The organism is Pelagimonas sp. (assembly GCF_058892305.1).
The window spans coordinates 1-14,619 of the sequence record NZ_JBZXVN010000011.1; the positions used below are offsets into that span (position 1 = coordinate 1).

A 14,619-nucleotide genomic window follows, 5' to 3' on the forward strand; every position below is an offset into this window, starting at 1 on the left:
GAGCCCTTCTCAAGCAAAACCACTTCAAGGTCGGCATTCAATTGCTTTAGGCGGATCGCTGCAGATAGGCCTGCTGGCCCGCCGCCTACGATCACAACATCATATTCCATCGACTCGCGTTGCACGTCGCTCATGCCGGTGTCCTCCCGGGAATTGGCTATTTTTGTTCCGGTGCAGAGGTAGCGCGGCAGCGCAGCATTGGTCAATCCGAACACGGCGTCGGTTTGGACGAATGCAACAGAATGTTAAAGAAAAACCACGTTTTCAGGTAATTTCCTTGCCCGCCCACCGAAACTGACGCCGCGCGCACTTCAAATGCCCCCTATGAAAATGGCTGGGGATTCGCACGCTGTGGCACATATGCCCCTGGTTTTCTTAGGGTCAGGACCCCTGAAATATTCGAACTTAACAAAGAAAACATCACGAGATCAGAAGCTTGCTGGCCGAAGTCCTGACATCTTTTATGACGAGAGAGGCACGCCGTTAAGGTCGTACAACTCCCTTTTCCCGTTGGGTGGCGTGGAATTGGCACCCAAATTCGCCATATCACCTTGAAAAAGAACACCTATACCCGCGGTAACATTCCTTGGGCGCACAGGTTCAATGCCCTTGAGGATGCACAAGTAATGGGTCCAGACCCTAGTAAACCGCGACCGCTTGAACCGATCCGCGATCCGGGGCCACTTTGAACAGACGATAAGCATTGGTGCCAAAGAAGAGCGTGCCGTCTTTGCCCTCTGCCGTCGCCGTTACCCATTCCGCGGGACCGCCGGGCAACCGCTGCGCGGTGAGCAACCCTTGCGCCGCGCCACCATCAACCGGGACAAAGCGCAGATCGACGCCATTGGTTAGAACAAATGTCTTGCCCGCATCATCAATCATCGCGGCGTTGAAGTAATCCTCGCCCAAGTCAATCAACGTCGCCGAGCCATCGGCCCCAACCAAGGCGCTGTCGACGTTCGATCGCAGGATCATCATCTTGCCATCAAGCATCCGCACCTGATGTGGGTAGGACACGCGGTAATGGCTTTGGGTTGTCGTAAACTCGCCCAGATCAAAATCCACCGTGATCACAGACGACACGTAGCCATCGGTCTTCTGCTTGAACTCCGCCTTTTGCAGCTTGGTCATGTCAGCCGGTTCATCCAACATGCTTTCGCTGTCACTTTTGGAGCTTTGCGTCAGGATCAGCGCCGATTTTCCATCCGGGCCAAGCGCCAGCATGTCGGATTTGATCTTGCCCAAGGCAACGCGCGCCTTTTGGCTGCCATCGGCGGCATCTATCAAACGCAGCGAGTCATCTTTCCAATGTTCGTCCAGGACAGCCAGCACGCCATTTGCGGCGTCATAAACCACCTCATCCGCCCCCTCGACGCTCCAGATGCGGGTCATATCCGCTCCATATGCAATGAGGTTTTCTTCGTCGTCGCGCATAAAGATCATCGCGCCATCGTCGCTATGGATGATCTGGCGGACCATTTCGGGGATGTAGCGGCGCTCCGTCACCTCTAGGCTTTCGGCCCCAACCGTATAAACCACACGATTGAGACCGCTCAGCACCACGGTTTGACCGTCGGGGGACACGCTTAGGCCCTCAATCCCCTGAGCATGGGACATTCCGGCGACTAGTATGAGGCCCGCTAGGGCAGGTTTGAAACACGTCATGGCAATTCTCACTTTTGGAAATAATGCCAACCAGCGTAAGACAGCCGCGGAACAAGTCAAATGTCAGGAATGACAGGGTCTATTGTGCACAATGCCCGTTCTTATAGTTCCCAACCTCTCGGATCACCGCCGATGGCTCGGCCTCACGCCGGGTTCCGCTCAGTTCTGATTGCAACACCCGGATCAACAAATCCTTGAGCTTTGTCACCCGATAACAGGCTATCTTTGGCTCGGCATGGCTATTCCCCACCCCGGAATCATCGGTCAGGAACAGATACCGTCCACCGGACAAAACCGAGGCCTGCCGCATTAGGTATTCGCTCTCGGCACCGACGCCGCTGGCCCCAAGGCCAAAGATTTGCACGTCTTGCCCGGCGGCAACTTGCGCGGCGCGAATATAGGACAATGCGTTTTGTTTATGCGGCGGCGCATCAGCGATGTGAAAGATGATCCGCTCGCCTTTGCCTCGACGCCAATCCAAATTCACCGCCGCCTGCATGGCCTTGTCTGCGGCCTCTGGGTAATCCCCACCGCCATCTGCATTGAGCCGCTTGAGCCAGCTTTGCATTTGCCGTTGCTGATCGGTGAAACCGTAGTTTTGCACCTCATAGGCATCGCCCTGATCGCGATACGCCACAAGACCAAAGCGAATGGAAACACCGGGTGCGGATCGGCGCGCCTGACGGACAATCCCGGCAAACTCCTTGGTCAACCAAGCAAGTTCATCCCCCATGCTTCCGGTGGTGTCGAACACAAAGACCAGATCAAGGAAGTCGGGTTGCCAGCCGCTAGCCTTGGGTACGGCGACTTTGCTCCAACCGCCGGTACTGATCACCTGACGCGTCACTTCCTGACCGTCATCAAAGGCGCGTAGTTCAACTTTGTGCTGCCGCCCGGCCCCAAGCGAGGCGGGAAACACTGTGATCCGGCCATCAACGCCGGAATAGCCGGTGTGAAACGCGTCAGAGGCCCCCGACGCGCGCAGGCTATAGGACACGCCCGGCGCAGGTTTGCCATTTGGCCCAACCATCTGAACTTGGATCGGCGTCAACAGATTGGCACGGGGTAGGTCAAGCTCTTTGGCGGTGCGGCTCTGATACGTTTTGAAGGCCGATAGGTTGATCGCATCATCAATGTCACCCGCCGTCACCACACCCCGGCGTGCCGATCGTCCCAGACGCGGTGCCCCCATGTCCGGAACCGCCATCGGCTCCATCATTGCATCCGCCGATTCAAGCGCCGGTTCAACCGCTATGCTGGCGTCGACATCTGCCATGCCATCCGGGATGTCACAGGCAGACAACAGAGCAAGCCCGATAAATGTCATCGCAATGCGCGTTCGTTTTAAACCAAATTCAGAGCCCGTCATATCTGCACCTCAAAAATGTGTTAATTGCACATTATTCATTTTCCTTGCCCCTTGCAACCAAAATGTGCATTTTGCACATCATGTCATCTATGTTCGACTCCCTACTTGCCGCCTTGGCCCGTCTCATGGTTGCCCGCGGCGTGCCCTTTGCCGATTTGGCCGAACGGCTCAAAGGCCATTACGTCCGCGCCGCCCAAGACCAAGCCAGCCGCGATTCAAGCTCTGGCAAAGTCACCGATAGCCGTCTTTCGGTTCTGACCGGTTTGCAACGGCGCGATATTGCCCGGCTGCGCGCCTTTGAACACAAGCCCGCCCGCGCCAATCCGCTAAGCCGGCTTGTGGCCACATGGCAAAGTGATCCGACTTATTCAAAAGACGGGCAACCGATCCCGCTTCCCCGCACCGGACCGCCTCCCTCCTTTGAGGCCCTCGCCCGCCACATCCGCCAAGACATTCATCCCCGCACCATACTCGATACGCTCTCTGCGGCCGGCACGGTTGCGGTGAATGACCATGTGACATTGGTCGACACAGCCTATGTCCCCCTAAGCGGAAGCGACGAGCAGCTGGCCTATTTGTCTGACAACACAGGCGACCATCTGATGGCGGCCTGTGAAAACGTCCAAGGAGCAACCCCGGCCCATTTTGAGCGCGCCGTTCACTACACCGGTCTTACCGCCGATCAAGTCACGGACCTCGACATCGCGTTTCGAGACGGACAGGCCAAGCTTTTGACCCAAATCAACGCCCAGGCCGCCCACCTAAAAGCCGCCGCGCCCAAAGGGGCCAATCACCGGTTCCGCGCCGGGACCTATCTCTATGCCACCAAGGTTGATCCATCATGACATGTCGAATTCTTGCAACCTTGGCCTTGCTAAGCCTCGCGGCTTGCTCCGCCCCGATGGACCACGCCCCAGAGCCTCTAGCCGACCCCCTAGCCGAACCCATGGTCGAGGCCACAGCCCTAGAAGCCCTCGATCCATGCGAGTCGAGCGGTGACGGAATCGGCGGCACAGGGTGCCCCGAACTTTAGACGCAGGCCGGATTTTGCCGCCTTTTGCTGGACTTTGTGTTTGTCCTGTTGCAATGCAACCGGGCATACGCACATTGTGACCGATACGGGAACGGGCCCAAGGGACCGCCCGCCCCTACACGAAGAAGAAGAACGGATAGAACCAGATGGACAAGTTCCCGATGACCCGCACCGGTTTCACCGCATTGGAAACCGAACTCAAGCAGCTCAAATCCGTTGAGCGCCCCACCATCATTCAGGCCATCGCCGAAGCCCGCGAGCTTGGCGATCTGAAGGAAAACGCCGAATACCATTCAGCGCGGGAAAAGCAGGGCTTTATCGAAGGCCGCATCAAAGAGCTTGAGAGCGTGATCGGCCTTGCCGAGGTGATTGACCCGACAACCCTCTCTGGGTCGATCAAATTCGGCGCGACTGTGACCTTGGTGGACGAAGACACCGACGAAGAAAAGACCTGGCAGATTGTCGGCGAACACGAGGCCAATATCGAAGCTGGTCTTTTGAACATCAAATCGCCCATCGCCCGTGGGCTGATTGGCAAAGAAGAAGGTGACAGCGTCGAAGTGCGCACCCCCGGCGGTGTGAAATCTTACGAAGTCCTCACAGTCGTCTTCAAGTAACCCACATCATGGCCGATCGCAAAGAAGCTCGCCCCACCCCTGCCGGTCTATACGACCGCACCGCTGTCTCGGGGGTCACCGCAATTGAAATGGCGGCCCTTGCGGCCACCATCTTGTGGCTGCTGTTATCCGGCAGCTATTTCATGACCGATGGCCCGAATGAGACACAGGGCATGGGCTTCTTGCTGACGGCGATGGTGATCATGATGCCAATCGCTTTGATCTGGGTGGCCGCCATGACGGTGCGCTCGACCCGCGTGATGCGCGAAGAAAGCGCCCGTTTGGCCGCCGCCATCGACGCCATTCGTCAGGCCTATGTCAATCAGGCCCAGAGCGGCCGGAACGAAGCTCCGCATCCTGCGGTTCTCAAACGCCTTGATGAAATCGCCAGCACGCAAAAGAATCAGGAAACCACCTTGGCGATGCTGGTTGGTATGCGCCAAGCCGATCCGACCCCAATGGTCGCGTCTGACAACAGCGCCCCCGTCGAAGAGGACCAGCCGGTCTTGTCGCTTGGCACCCCTGCCGAAGCGCACCGTCCTCCGCTTTCAAACGCCGATTTCATCCGCGCGCTGCATTTCCCGGAAACCGCCGACGACACCGAAGGTTTCGCCGCGCTGCGCCGCGCCCTCAAAGACCGTCAGGCCGCGCAGCTAATTCAGGCCGCGCAGGATGTGCTCACCTTGATGAGCCAAGACGGTATTTACATGGATGACCTGCGCCCAGATCTGGCTCGGCCCGAAATCTGGCGCGCCTTTGCCCATGGCAAACGGGGTCGCGAAGTGGCCGCGCTGGGTGGGGTGCGTGACCGCTCCTCGCTTGCTTTGACCGCAGGCCGTATGAAGCAAGACCCGATTTTCCGCGATGCCGCGCACCATTTCCTGCGTCGCTTTGATCAGAACATCGTGCAATTCGAACAGCACGCCACCGATGCGGAAATCCAAGAATTGGCCGGCACCCGAACGTCGCGCGCCTTTATGTTGTTGGGTCGGGTCGCTGGAACCTTTGACTAACCGCTTTGATCAATTGATCGCATGCGCATCCCAATGTCGATCAAATGGCTCATATCCGTGCCACAACATCCGCCCAACACCGTAATGCCGTCATTGGCCAATTTAAACGCCGACAATTGTTGCGCCAACTCACTTGGATCACCGGCGTCCAACACCTCGGCTTCGTCTAGCTCTGCGTGACTACAGCGCGAGGCATTCGCGACAATCCCCTTTAACCGACTAGGGCAAGATTGGTCGCGCAACACATCGCCAAAGTGATCAGGATGGGAACAGTTGACCATAAAATAGCTGGCGTAATTGCCCGTCTTTTGGTCCACCTCCGCCACCGCATCGTGCAGAGCGCCCCCGCTCGGCAAGCGTCCGTTCGTATCGACGGTAAAAGAGATGACCACCGGGATATTCAAAGCCCGCGCCGCACGCACAATTCCCGTCGCTTCCGCAGGGGAGCCTATTGTATAGGCTGTCACCAAATCCGCGTTGGTTTGGGCAATGGCCGCTATTTGCAAGGCGTGATACACTTCTGCATCGGTTTCTGACATCTCGACCTCGGGCGTATAGGCATCGCCACGCGGCCCAACATTTGCGCTTAGCAAACAGGGCACATTCCAACGGTCTTTATGGCGTTCCGCCTGATAGGCGTCGCGGATATCTTCGATCAGCGCCAGCGCCTGAATGTTGAGATTGTATAGTTGTCGTGGCGTATAGCCCAAGGGCCCGCCGCGCCCCGAATGAGCCGCCCAGGTCGGCGATTCGAGTATAGACCCAAGCCCAAGCGAGCTGCTGATCAACAACTGACGGCTATAGATTTGGCGCAAGATGCTTTGCCCCTGCGCCGTTTCCAAAAGAGGGAAACAAGCAAAACCCGGCAGGTCGATCCCCTTGGAAAACAAAAGATATGTTTCCATACCGGTATAGGTCAGGAAACTACGCGTCTGCGACAAAAGAACATGGGTCACGAGTTACACTCCACAAATGGGCTGTCTGGCAATGTCGCCCTACAACCCGAAGCTAGCATATGGGTAGAACCGCACCAAATCTCCTTCTTTGTAGTCGTGACCCTCATCGCCAAGTTCAACAAGACCCTCTGCCCAACTTAAGCCCGACACCCGGCCCGACCCTTCGGATTTGAACACTTCGGCGTGCCCATTGCGCATTCGGGCGCGCAGGTATTCGCGCCGCCCCGGTTTCTTGCGTTTGCTGAACGCCGCAGGAAGGTCATAATGATCGGGCACGCGCCATCCGCTCCCTGCCAGAACCGAAAGAGACGGGCGCGCAAAAATCAACGTACAGACAAAGGCCGCAACCGGGTTCCCCGGCAGGCCAAACACTGGCACGCCGTCCCATATCCCAAGCGCCAAGGGCCGCCCCGGTTTTAGGGCAATCCGCCATTCTGCCAAGGCTCCGCTTTCTCGCAACAACGCCGAAACATGATCCTCATCGCCCGCGGATGCCCCCCCGGAGGTCAAGATAACGTCCACCTTGGCCGCTGCGTCGTCCAACTGACCTCGCAAAGCTTCGCGGTTATCCGCCACACGGCCCAAATCGACCGCCTCATAGCCGAATCGCGCAATCGCCGCCAAAAGCATCGGGCGATTTGCATCAAAAATCTGCCCCGGCTTGGCCGCCTGCCCCGGTTCGACAAGCTCATCACCGGTCGACAAAACTCCTACGCGCAGCGGGCGATATACCGGCAACGCGCCAAACCCAATCGCCGCGGCCAAGGCCAAATCCGCCGGGGTCAACACCCGGCCAATGGGCAACGCAATATCGCCCTCGGCCATGTCCTCACCTGCCTTGCGGGTGTTCGCCCCCTGTTTGACCGGGCCGTTAAACGCCACTTGCGTATCGCCGATCGCGCAATCTTCCTCGAGCACAACGGTGTCCACGCCGTCGGGAAGTGCCGCGCCGGTCAACACGCGGATGGCATGACCAGCAGGCACAGTTCCCTGAAACGGCACTCCCGCCGCAGCCCGGCCTTCGACCAGCGGAAAGACCGCCTCACCCTCGGGGACCCCACCGGCAAACCCGTACCCATCCACGGCGGTATTTGGCAGCGGCGGGTTGGATCGTTTCGCCACCACATCCACGGCCAAAACTCGACCAGCAGCCTGCATAAGCGGCACGACTTCTTGCCCAACAACGGGTTTCAACCGCCCCCTCAAAGCCTCCAACGCCTCATCAACTGGCGTCCAATTCACACCGGGAGGCAGCGCAAAACAGTCGTTTTTCAACGGCGGAGGTTTTAAAGCGGATGTCGGTTGCGGCGTATCCTCGATCAACCCAACAGAGCGCAAAACAAAATCCGCAATCGCCGCCGTGTCATCCAAATCAAAAACCGGCCGGTCCACGTCCAACGTGACATCCGACGCCACCGCCTTGATCGTCGCATCCTTGGGCGCGATCAAATCATGTCCCGCAACCTCTCGAAACGCCTCAATCTTGGGATGCCCCTCCCGCTTATACCCTTCGATCAACACCAAATCGACGGGTTTGAGCCGCGCCAAAAGCGCATCCAAGGGCGGCTCTGCGTCGCCACGCAATTCGGTCATCTGCGCCACACGCACGCCCGAGGCCAGCATCACCTCTTGCGCGCCCGCCGCGCGGTGCCGGTAACTGTCGCGCCCCTCGTGATCGACGTCAAAGGCGTGGTGTGCATGTTTGACGGTGCTCACCGAAAACCCGCGTGCTGTGATCTCGGACACCAGCCGCTCCATCAACCCGGTTTTGCCCGCATTCTTCCAACCGGTGACACCAAACACTCTCATGTCAAAAACCCTTCGGCCACCGCCAAATCTTCGGGCGTATTGACGTTAAAAAATGGATCAAATCTGTGCACCGGAAACAGCGCCTCGCGGCCATCATGTTTGTCGGTCCAAAGCACCACTTTGCGCAGCCCATCGTTTAACGCTGCGTGTAGATCATCACGCAACGCAACGGGCCAAATGCCAAAGGTTGGGTGCCTGTTCACCTTGCGCCCACCGCCGGATTTTAGCGCTTCACCTTCACCGCGCGGAGTGGTGGCCATAACCAACGGGTGTTCCTGCCCATCAGCGGCCAGCAACAATTGCGGCACCAAATCGCCGGGGAAAAACGGCGTGTCGGCGGCGACGGTGACAACCGTATCGGCCCCGCGCGACGCCGCCCAATCCATCCCGGCCAGAACCCCGGCAAGGGGGCCGGGAAATTCGGCAATGCTATCGGGGACAACCGGCAATCGGAACCGATCAAACCGCGCCGCATCGCCATTGGCATTCAATGCCAACCCCGCCACCTGTGGTTCAATCCGCTCAATCACCCGATCCAAAAGCGTCTGCCCACCCAAGGGCAGCAACCCCTTGTCACCACCACCCATCCGGGTCGCCTGACCACCAGCAAGGATCATTCCAACGGGTTGTTTCATTCAATTTCCTTCGGCCAAGGGGATGCGACAATCAATGAGACAAGGCAGCCAATGAAAAATGGCAGTGCCAACCAAATACCACTGATGCCAATTGCGGCAATGATGACAATGAGAAAAGTCAAAACCGGAAGGGTTCCAAGAAAGGACCAGAGTCGAAACTGTCGCAATGCGCCTGTTGCCGCAGGGCTGCGAGGCACCGCCGGTGGATGGCCCCAAATAAAGAGTCGCAGCAAAAGCACCCGAAATGCCCATCCGTTTCCGACACCACTCAAACGCCCGCTATGGTAGATGTTCATCGGGTTAGCATCGATCCAACCCAAAACCCGCAGCTTTTCCAACGGGGTGTTTTGCATTTCGATGAAGTAACGTGACAAACCGGACCATGATCTCCAAAAGCAGGTAAGGCCCCACACCATCACCCCAACAAAGAGTGAAAACCCAACAAGAACCCATTTTACGGCTTCCGGGTTCATTCCGACGCCTTCCGCCGTGATTTCTTGGCCTCTTCGGGAACGCTATCTGGGTCCATTTCACGGATCAAACATTCCTCGCCACTCAAACAAACGGCCCGCTTTCCACTCGCTCGAACAGCCCGGAAATCTGCTACGGAACGTCCAGAGGGGTGCTTCATTGCGCTTTCCTAAGGTATTTTGACCAACTTGGCGTGGTGAAGAAAACCGATGCGAAAACAACAAATAGAAAAATGTACACCACGGATACCCATATTGAATCTGCTAAGACGACCAGACTAAGCACCAAAAGGCACCATGCAAAACGGCCACTCATACACCAAAATCGATATTCGGATGCCAACTGTATCGAGTGATCCGGAATCCAAGGCAACGGGGGTAGCCCCCAAATACCCATCCGCGCTTTCAACTCGCCCAGAAGTCGCCCACCATTCTCATAGTGGTTTTCCAAAGGCCAGCCAATTTGCTCCAGTTTCTTGGCAGAATTCGGCATTAGGCTTTCGATGAGCTTTTTAGAAATCCTTCCAGCTTTCCAATTTGAGAAAATCGCGACAGCGAAAAAAACAAGCTGACCGAAAGCAATAATCAAAACTAAGACGACACTCATTCCGACGCCTTCCGCCGTGATTTCTTGGCCTCTTCAGGAACGCTATCAGGGTCGATATCGCGGACAAGGCGTTCTTCTCCGCTCAGGCATACAAAGCGTTTGCCGCGCATCCGGCCGATACAGGTCATGCCGACTTGTCGCGCGATTTCAACGCCCCATGCCGTGAACCCGGACCGCGAGGCCAGCACCGGAATGCCCATCAGCGCCGCTTTGATCACCATCTCCGAGGTCAGCCGCCCGGTGGTATAAAGCATCTTGTCACCGCCTAAGACGCCTTCGGACAGCATCCAACCGGCGATCTTATCAACCGCGTTATGGCGCCCGACATCTTCCATATAGACCAAGGGCCTATCACCCTGACAGAGCACCGTGCCATGGATCGCCCCGGCCTCAAGGTACAAAGACGGCGTGGTGTTGATCCGCTGCGCCAGCGCATACAGCCACGAGGTTCGAAGCTCGGATGCAGGCAGTTCAACCTGATCCAACCCCTCCATCATATCGCCAAACACCGTGCCAACCGCGCAACCGCTTGTCCGGGTCTTTTTCTGAAGTTTTTCTTCGTAGGTCGTCTCGGACGCCGTGCGCACCACAACAACCTCAAGCTCTTCGTCATAATCAACGCCGGTGATGTCCTCGCTATCGCCAAGCATCCCCTGATTGCGCAAAAAACCCAGGGCCAGATATTCGGGGTAGTCGCCAATCGTCATCGCCGTCACGATCTCTTGCCGGTTTAGGTAAATCGTCAAGGGGCGTTCCTCGACCACCGACACCTCGACCGGCGCGCCGGTGTGATCTGTCCCCGACACGGCCCGCGTCAAACGCGCGGCGCTGGGATCTGGCGCGATGAGATAATCGTTTTTCGGCAATTGCATATGGCTTGGGCCTTGGCTACGGCTATGGGTCTAGGGTTGGGGGTAAGTCATGGCGCAGAGCGATGTGATGTCAAGCTATAGGAGGGGTTTTCGCGACGGATTACCCTTCTTCTTGGTGATCGTCCCCTTTGCCACCTTGTTCGGCGTTTTGGCCATGGAATCGGGGCTTTCGGTCTTTGAAACCATGGCGTTTTCTGTGGCCGTGATCGCCGGGTCCGCACAATTTGCCGCCCTGCAATTGATGACGGAAAACGCGCCTTTGGTGGTGGTCATCGTCTCGGCGCTTATCGTCAACCTGCGTATGGCGATGTATTCGGTGGCGCTTGTGCCCTATCTCGGGTCACTGCCGTTGTGGAAACGGGTCATCGCCGCCTATTTCATCGTCGATATCACCTATGCGGCCTCGGCCATCGACTATGAAAAACATCCCAAGGAAAGCACCGAACAAAAGTTCGCCTATTTCATGGGGGTCATGACACCGGTCTGCCCGCTTTGGTATGCGTTTACAGGGTTCGGGGCCTTGGTTGGCGCGGCCATTCCGTCTGAAAACGGTTTGGACTTTGCCCTCCCGATTGCCTTTATTGCCATGGTCGCCCCGGCCTTGAAAACCAAGGCCCACCAAGGCGCAGCGGCGACATCCTGTATGTTGGCGTTGGCCCTTGTCTGGATGCCCTTCAACCTTGGTCTGATCTTTGCCGCGCTTGGCGGTATGAGCGTTGGCGCGGAAATGGAACGCAGGGGGCTGGTATGATCGACAAAACCGATTTGTGGATTGTCATCATCGCCTTGGCGATCGGCTCTTTCGGGCTGCGCTTCGTCTTTTTGGGGCTGGTGGGTGACCGCGCCATGCCCGATTGGGTCATGCGGCACCTGCGCTACACGGCCGTCGCGGTTTTATCCGCCTTGGTGACACCGCTGGTGGTTTGGCCTGCGGCAACCGGCGGACAGACCGACCCGGCCCGCCTCTTGGCGGCCCTCGCGGCGGTCGCTGTTGGATATATCACCAAAAGCGTCTACGCGGCCCTGGGAACCGGGGCCGCCGTCATGGGTATCGCCGCTTATTGGCCTTCCTGAGCCAACTCTTTTTCAAACTCGCGGATGGCCACGGCTTTGTCGTCGTGATCCTCTTCGCGAAGGATTCTTTCGTTCACACCGGGAATTTTGCCAAATTGATCTGCCAAATTGTTGGGGAACATTGTGCTCCTGATCCCTTCGAAACCGGGCAGTTGGCGTAGAATCTGCGACGTCGACGATGCACACATCGCCGAGGCGACAGAGCCATTCGTCTGGGCAAGGCGTAGGGCGCGCTGCGCGACCTCTGGCGTCACTTCTAGGCGCTGAATACGCACATGGTACGTATTGCGGGCATGGGCGCTCTCGTAGAACTTTTTGACGCGTGGGGTGATCCCATACAGCACATCGTTAAGCTCTGGCATGGCCTTTAATCGGACCGATCCAGCCGGATCAAACACAACCCGTTGGCTGGGTGCGTTGATCATAAGGCTGGTATGCGCGCCCGATCCCGAACTGTTGGAGATCATCGTATAAAGCGTCAGCGCCGGAGGCCCGTCGTGACGGTAAGCCGCCGCCGCTGCTTGTTCAGGAGAGGCATCAGGATACCCTTTGTTGGTTGCACAGCCAGCCAAGGCCAAAACGGCCACGCAGATAAGTGCCAAGGAACGCAGTCCCATCAGCTTCTCCCAGATGATCAAGTTTTAAAAAGCGATTTACGCGCCAAAGACAGCCAAAAAGACCACAATCGCAAAGATCGCGATCAGACTGCGGATTGTAAACGTGATGAACCCGTCAAAGGTTTTTTCCTGTACGGAGATATCCATGCTGCCATGCTTGTGTTCGGCCATGATGTCTGTCCTGTTCTTCCTGTGTATTTCTCAGCGTTTCCAGCTGGAGTTAGCGCATTTTTGCCCGTCTGTCACGGTTGCAAAAATGCGCAGTTGTCGCGGGTCATTTGGCCCCTAATTCGCTCGCAAGCTTGAAACCAATGCGGCGCGGCGGGCTGTTTTCTTCTTTTGCCGCCTTGGGCAGAGCCCGCAAAATAACGCTGAGTTGGCTGACATGCTGGATCAACTGGGTGCGCGCACCGGTTGGATCGGTGCCGTAAAACGTCACGATATCCGGGTCGAAAAAGCCCAATCCCTCAATGCGCAAAACACCCGCGTCCCCCCCGGCAAAGCCCATGGCGACCTCGTGTTCGTTGTCCAATTGCTTTTCGAAGTTCTGGATATAGAGAATCAGCCGTTCATAGGCCCATTCCGCCGGGCTTTTCTGTTTGACCGGCGTTTTTGTAACCGCTTCGGGCAGATCATCGGTCGTGATGGCCTCCCCCTCGGTATGCACATCAATTCGGCGCGGGATCGCGTCTGCCTCATGCGCCTCGGCGGCGGTGGCGATGGTGTCGTTCATGATCTTCCCCTCAGCGCGGTTATGAACCGTCTGGTGTCACTGTTGCACAGGCATGGGTGACAAAGAATGACGGATTTTGCCAGAGGTGATCAACTTTTTGTTGGGCTGTTTGCGGGCCTAGACCGCCTGAAAGACCCATGCACCGTCGGCACGCTTCTCGCGGGTCGCGCGGCCTTCGTGCCAAAGATGCAAGCAATGCGCCATCGATTCGACGAGGGCCAAACCATATTCACCACCGCGAATATGGCGCTTGAACAACGGCATAAAACATTCACCGGCCGATTTGGGGGTGTCGAGATGTTCCAACAGCCGATCAAGCGCGCCATGGTGGTTGTCGATCAACTGCCGCATTCGTGGCGGCACGCCGGTAAACGGTAGCTTGTGCCCGCCCAGTGCCAGATGCTCAGGTCGCGCCAATTTCGACAAACGTTCGCAAGATTCCAACCATTCGCCCACGGGGTCGGCCTCGGGTTGGGTGGCGTAAACCCCTAGATTTGAACTGATAGACGGCAGGATCTGATCGCCTGCCAAGACCAAATCGCAATCACGCGACCAAAACGTGGCGTGTTCGGGTGCGTGTCCGTTGCCGATGTGGATGTCCCAATCGCGCCCACCGGCGCGGATCACGTCATCTTGTTGAATGCGGGTAAAGCCGAGCGGCATCTCATAAACGCAGTCGGCAAAATTAAACGGGCGACCGGCTTGGCGTTCGGCCAACTCCCCGGCCTCCATCCCGCAACCTTTCCAATATGTTACAGTCTCTTCTGTTGGCAATTCCTGCACATCCATCTGCAACATGCGCGCCATCAGCCACGCGGTGCGGGTCATCACCAATTCCGCGCCATGTTCCCTTTGGAACCAACCCGCCAGCCCGATGTGATCGGGATGATGGTGGGTGCCGATCACACGGCGCACAGGTTTCCCCCCAAGCGGACCATCCAGCATCGTCTGCCAAATCGCACGTGATTTGCGGGTTGAAAAACCGGTGTCAACGATGGTCCAACCATCGCCGTCATCCAGTGCATATATATTGACGTGATTCAGTTTCATCGGCAGCGGTTGGCGCAGCCAAAGCACTCCGTCTGCAACTTCGATAGCCTCGCCGGGGGCGGGCGGTGTTTCAAACGGGTAGCGGATCACATCTGTCAT

General features: G+C 57.3%; 18 protein-coding genes. 5 read left to right on the plus strand and 13 right to left on the minus strand.

Annotation, left to right across the window (positions count from 1 at the left end):
- The 3 genes from AC5EFR_RS04180 to AC5EFR_RS04190 all read right to left on the minus strand — a co-directional run.
- On the minus strand, positions 1–134 hold a 134-nt coding region (locus AC5EFR_RS04180), incomplete at its 3' end, for an FAD-dependent oxidoreductase (protein ID WP_493574792.1).
- Between the two features lie 505 nt (positions 135–639).
- Positions 640–1,665 carry a hypothetical protein gene (locus AC5EFR_RS04185; protein ID WP_493574703.1) on the minus strand — a complete coding sequence of 342 codons (1,026 nt, stop codon included), beginning with the start codon at positions 1,663–1,665 and terminating at the stop codon, positions 640–642.
- Positions 1,666–1,744: 79 nt separating this feature from the next.
- Positions 1,745–3,034 carry a vWA domain-containing protein gene (locus AC5EFR_RS04190; protein ID WP_493574704.1) on the minus strand — a complete coding sequence of 430 codons (1,290 nt, stop codon included), beginning with the start codon at positions 3,032–3,034 and terminating at the stop codon, positions 1,745–1,747.
- Between the two features lie 89 nt (positions 3,035–3,123).
- Here AC5EFR_RS04190 and AC5EFR_RS04195 point away from each other — a divergent pair, with 89 nt between their 5' ends.
- The 3 genes from AC5EFR_RS04195 to AC5EFR_RS04205 all read left to right on the plus strand — a co-directional run bounded on the left by AC5EFR_RS04195 (position 3,124) and on the right by AC5EFR_RS04205 (position 5,697).
- A complete protein-coding gene (locus AC5EFR_RS04195) occupies positions 3,124–3,879 on the plus strand; it encodes a DUF6502 family protein (RefSeq protein ID WP_493574705.1) in 756 nt (251 codons plus the stop codon).
- A gap of 334 nt (positions 3,880–4,213) precedes the next feature.
- A complete protein-coding gene (gene greA / locus AC5EFR_RS04200; RefSeq protein ID WP_493574706.1) occupies positions 4,214–4,684 on the plus strand; it encodes a transcription elongation factor GreA in 471 nt (156 codons plus the stop codon).
- 8 nt (positions 4,685–4,692) lie between these two features.
- On the plus strand, positions 4,693–5,697 hold the full coding sequence (locus AC5EFR_RS04205) for a hypothetical protein (protein ID WP_493574707.1): 1,005 nt from the start codon (positions 4,693–4,695) through the stop codon (positions 5,695–5,697).
- On the opposite strand, the gene AC5EFR_RS04210 is transcribed toward AC5EFR_RS04205, so the two are convergent.
- The 6 genes from AC5EFR_RS04210 to AC5EFR_RS04235 all read right to left on the minus strand — a co-directional run bounded on the left by AC5EFR_RS04210 (position 5,694) and on the right by AC5EFR_RS04235 (position 11,046).
- Positions 5,694–6,653, minus strand: coding sequence for a homocysteine S-methyltransferase family protein (locus tag AC5EFR_RS04210; RefSeq protein WP_493574708.1), 960 nt, complete (start codon positions 6,651–6,653; stop codon positions 5,694–5,696). The genes AC5EFR_RS04205 and AC5EFR_RS04210 overlap by 4 nt on opposite strands.
- A gap of 39 nt (positions 6,654–6,692) precedes the next feature.
- Positions 6,693–8,462, minus strand: a complete 1,770-nt coding sequence (locus AC5EFR_RS04215; RefSeq protein WP_493574709.1) for a bifunctional molybdopterin-guanine dinucleotide biosynthesis adaptor protein MobB/molybdopterin molybdotransferase MoeA — start codon at positions 8,460–8,462, stop codon at positions 6,693–6,695.
- Positions 8,459–9,097 carry a molybdenum cofactor guanylyltransferase MobA gene (mobA, locus tag AC5EFR_RS04220; protein ID WP_493574710.1) on the minus strand — a complete coding sequence of 213 codons (639 nt, stop codon included), beginning with the start codon at positions 9,095–9,097 and terminating at the stop codon, positions 8,459–8,461. The genes AC5EFR_RS04215 and mobA overlap by 4 nt, the downstream gene beginning before the upstream one ends.
- The gene (locus AC5EFR_RS04225; protein ID WP_493574711.1) at positions 9,094–9,570 is read right to left on the minus strand and encodes a hypothetical protein; all 477 of its coding nucleotides are present in this window, start codon (positions 9,568–9,570) and stop codon (positions 9,094–9,096) included. The genes mobA and AC5EFR_RS04225 overlap by 4 nt, the downstream gene beginning before the upstream one ends.
- A gap of 154 nt (positions 9,571–9,724) precedes the next feature.
- Entirely contained in the window at positions 9,725–10,174 is a 450-nt protein-coding gene (locus tag AC5EFR_RS04230) for a hypothetical protein (protein WP_493574712.1), read from the minus strand.
- Positions 10,171–11,046, minus strand: a complete 876-nt coding sequence (locus AC5EFR_RS04235; protein ID WP_493574713.1) for a formate dehydrogenase accessory sulfurtransferase FdhD — start codon at positions 11,044–11,046, stop codon at positions 10,171–10,173. Before AC5EFR_RS04235 ends, AC5EFR_RS04230 begins: the two co-directional genes overlap by 4 nt.
- A 49-nt stretch (positions 11,047–11,095) precedes the next feature.
- On the opposite strand from AC5EFR_RS04235, the gene AC5EFR_RS04240 reads away from it, so the two are divergent.
- Positions 11,096–11,797 carry an AzlC family ABC transporter permease gene (locus AC5EFR_RS04240; RefSeq protein WP_493574714.1) on the plus strand — a complete coding sequence of 234 codons (702 nt, stop codon included), beginning with the start codon at positions 11,096–11,098 and terminating at the stop codon, positions 11,795–11,797.
- The gene (locus AC5EFR_RS04245; RefSeq protein WP_493574715.1) at positions 11,794–12,120 is read left to right on the plus strand and encodes an AzlD domain-containing protein; all 327 of its coding nucleotides are present in this window, start codon (positions 11,794–11,796) and stop codon (positions 12,118–12,120) included. Before AC5EFR_RS04240 ends, AC5EFR_RS04245 begins: the two co-directional genes overlap by 4 nt.
- Here AC5EFR_RS04245 and AC5EFR_RS04250 read toward each other — a convergent pair.
- From AC5EFR_RS04250 to AC5EFR_RS04265, 4 genes are all read right to left on the minus strand, one after another.
- Positions 12,105–12,737, minus strand: a complete 633-nt coding sequence (locus tag AC5EFR_RS04250; protein WP_493574716.1) for a hypothetical protein — start codon at positions 12,735–12,737, stop codon at positions 12,105–12,107. The genes AC5EFR_RS04245 and AC5EFR_RS04250 overlap by 16 nt on opposite strands.
- Positions 12,738–12,773: 36 nt before the next feature.
- Positions 12,774–12,908 (minus strand): aa3-type cytochrome c oxidase subunit IV, encoded by a 135-nt coding sequence (locus AC5EFR_RS04255; protein ID WP_493574717.1) that lies wholly within the window; start codon positions 12,906–12,908, stop codon positions 12,774–12,776.
- 103 nt (positions 12,909–13,011) lie between these two features.
- Entirely contained in the window at positions 13,012–13,470 is a 459-nt protein-coding gene (locus AC5EFR_RS04260; protein WP_493574718.1) for a DUF6173 family protein, read from the minus strand.
- A gap of 117 nt (positions 13,471–13,587) precedes the next feature.
- A complete protein-coding gene (locus AC5EFR_RS04265) occupies positions 13,588–14,619 on the minus strand; it encodes an MBL fold metallo-hydrolase (protein ID WP_493574719.1) in 1,032 nt (343 codons plus the stop codon).

What these genes read in the sequence shown, in the direction of transcription:
- AC5EFR_RS04240 (WP_493574714.1), top strand. Translation starts at nt 11,096, where the DNA reads ATGGCGCAGAGCGATGTGATGTCAAGCTATAGGAGGGGTTTTCGCGAC.
- AC5EFR_RS04260 (WP_493574718.1), bottom strand. Translation starts at nt 13,470, where the DNA reads ATGAACGACACCATCGCCACCGCCGCCGAGGCGCATGAGGCAGACGCG.
- mobA (WP_493574710.1), bottom strand. Translation starts at nt 9,097, where the DNA reads ATGAAACAACCCGTTGGAATGATCCTTGCTGGTGGTCAGGCGACCCGG.
- AC5EFR_RS04245 (WP_493574715.1), top strand. Translation starts at nt 11,794, where the DNA reads ATGATCGACAAAACCGATTTGTGGATTGTCATCATCGCCTTGGCGATC.
- AC5EFR_RS04265 (WP_493574719.1), bottom strand. Translation starts at nt 14,619, where the DNA reads ATGACAGATGTGATCCGCTACCCGTTTGAAACACCGCCCGCCCCCGGC.
- AC5EFR_RS04185 (WP_493574703.1), bottom strand. Translation starts at nt 1,665, where the DNA reads ATGACGTGTTTCAAACCTGCCCTAGCGGGCCTCATACTAGTCGCCGGA.
- AC5EFR_RS04215 (WP_493574709.1), bottom strand. Translation starts at nt 8,462, where the DNA reads ATGAGAGTGTTTGGTGTCACCGGTTGGAAGAATGCGGGCAAAACCGGG.
- AC5EFR_RS04235 (WP_493574713.1), bottom strand. Translation starts at nt 11,046, where the DNA reads ATGCAATTGCCGAAAAACGATTATCTCATCGCGCCAGATCCCAGCGCC.
- greA (WP_493574706.1), top strand. Translation starts at nt 4,214, where the DNA reads ATGGACAAGTTCCCGATGACCCGCACCGGTTTCACCGCATTGGAAACC.
- AC5EFR_RS04195 (WP_493574705.1), top strand. Translation starts at nt 3,124, where the DNA reads ATGTTCGACTCCCTACTTGCCGCCTTGGCCCGTCTCATGGTTGCCCGC.
- AC5EFR_RS04190 (WP_493574704.1), bottom strand. Translation starts at nt 3,034, where the DNA reads ATGACGGGCTCTGAATTTGGTTTAAAACGAACGCGCATTGCGATGACA.
- AC5EFR_RS04255 (WP_493574717.1), bottom strand. Translation starts at nt 12,908, where the DNA reads ATGGCCGAACACAAGCATGGCAGCATGGATATCTCCGTACAGGAAAAA.
- AC5EFR_RS04205 (WP_493574707.1), top strand. Translation starts at nt 4,693, where the DNA reads ATGGCCGATCGCAAAGAAGCTCGCCCCACCCCTGCCGGTCTATACGAC.
- AC5EFR_RS04250 (WP_493574716.1), bottom strand. Translation starts at nt 12,737, where the DNA reads ATGGGACTGCGTTCCTTGGCACTTATCTGCGTGGCCGTTTTGGCCTTG.
- AC5EFR_RS04230 (WP_493574712.1), bottom strand. Translation starts at nt 10,174, where the DNA reads ATGAGTGTCGTCTTAGTTTTGATTATTGCTTTCGGTCAGCTTGTTTTT.
- AC5EFR_RS04225 (WP_493574711.1), bottom strand. Translation starts at nt 9,570, where the DNA reads ATGAACCCGGAAGCCGTAAAATGGGTTCTTGTTGGGTTTTCACTCTTT.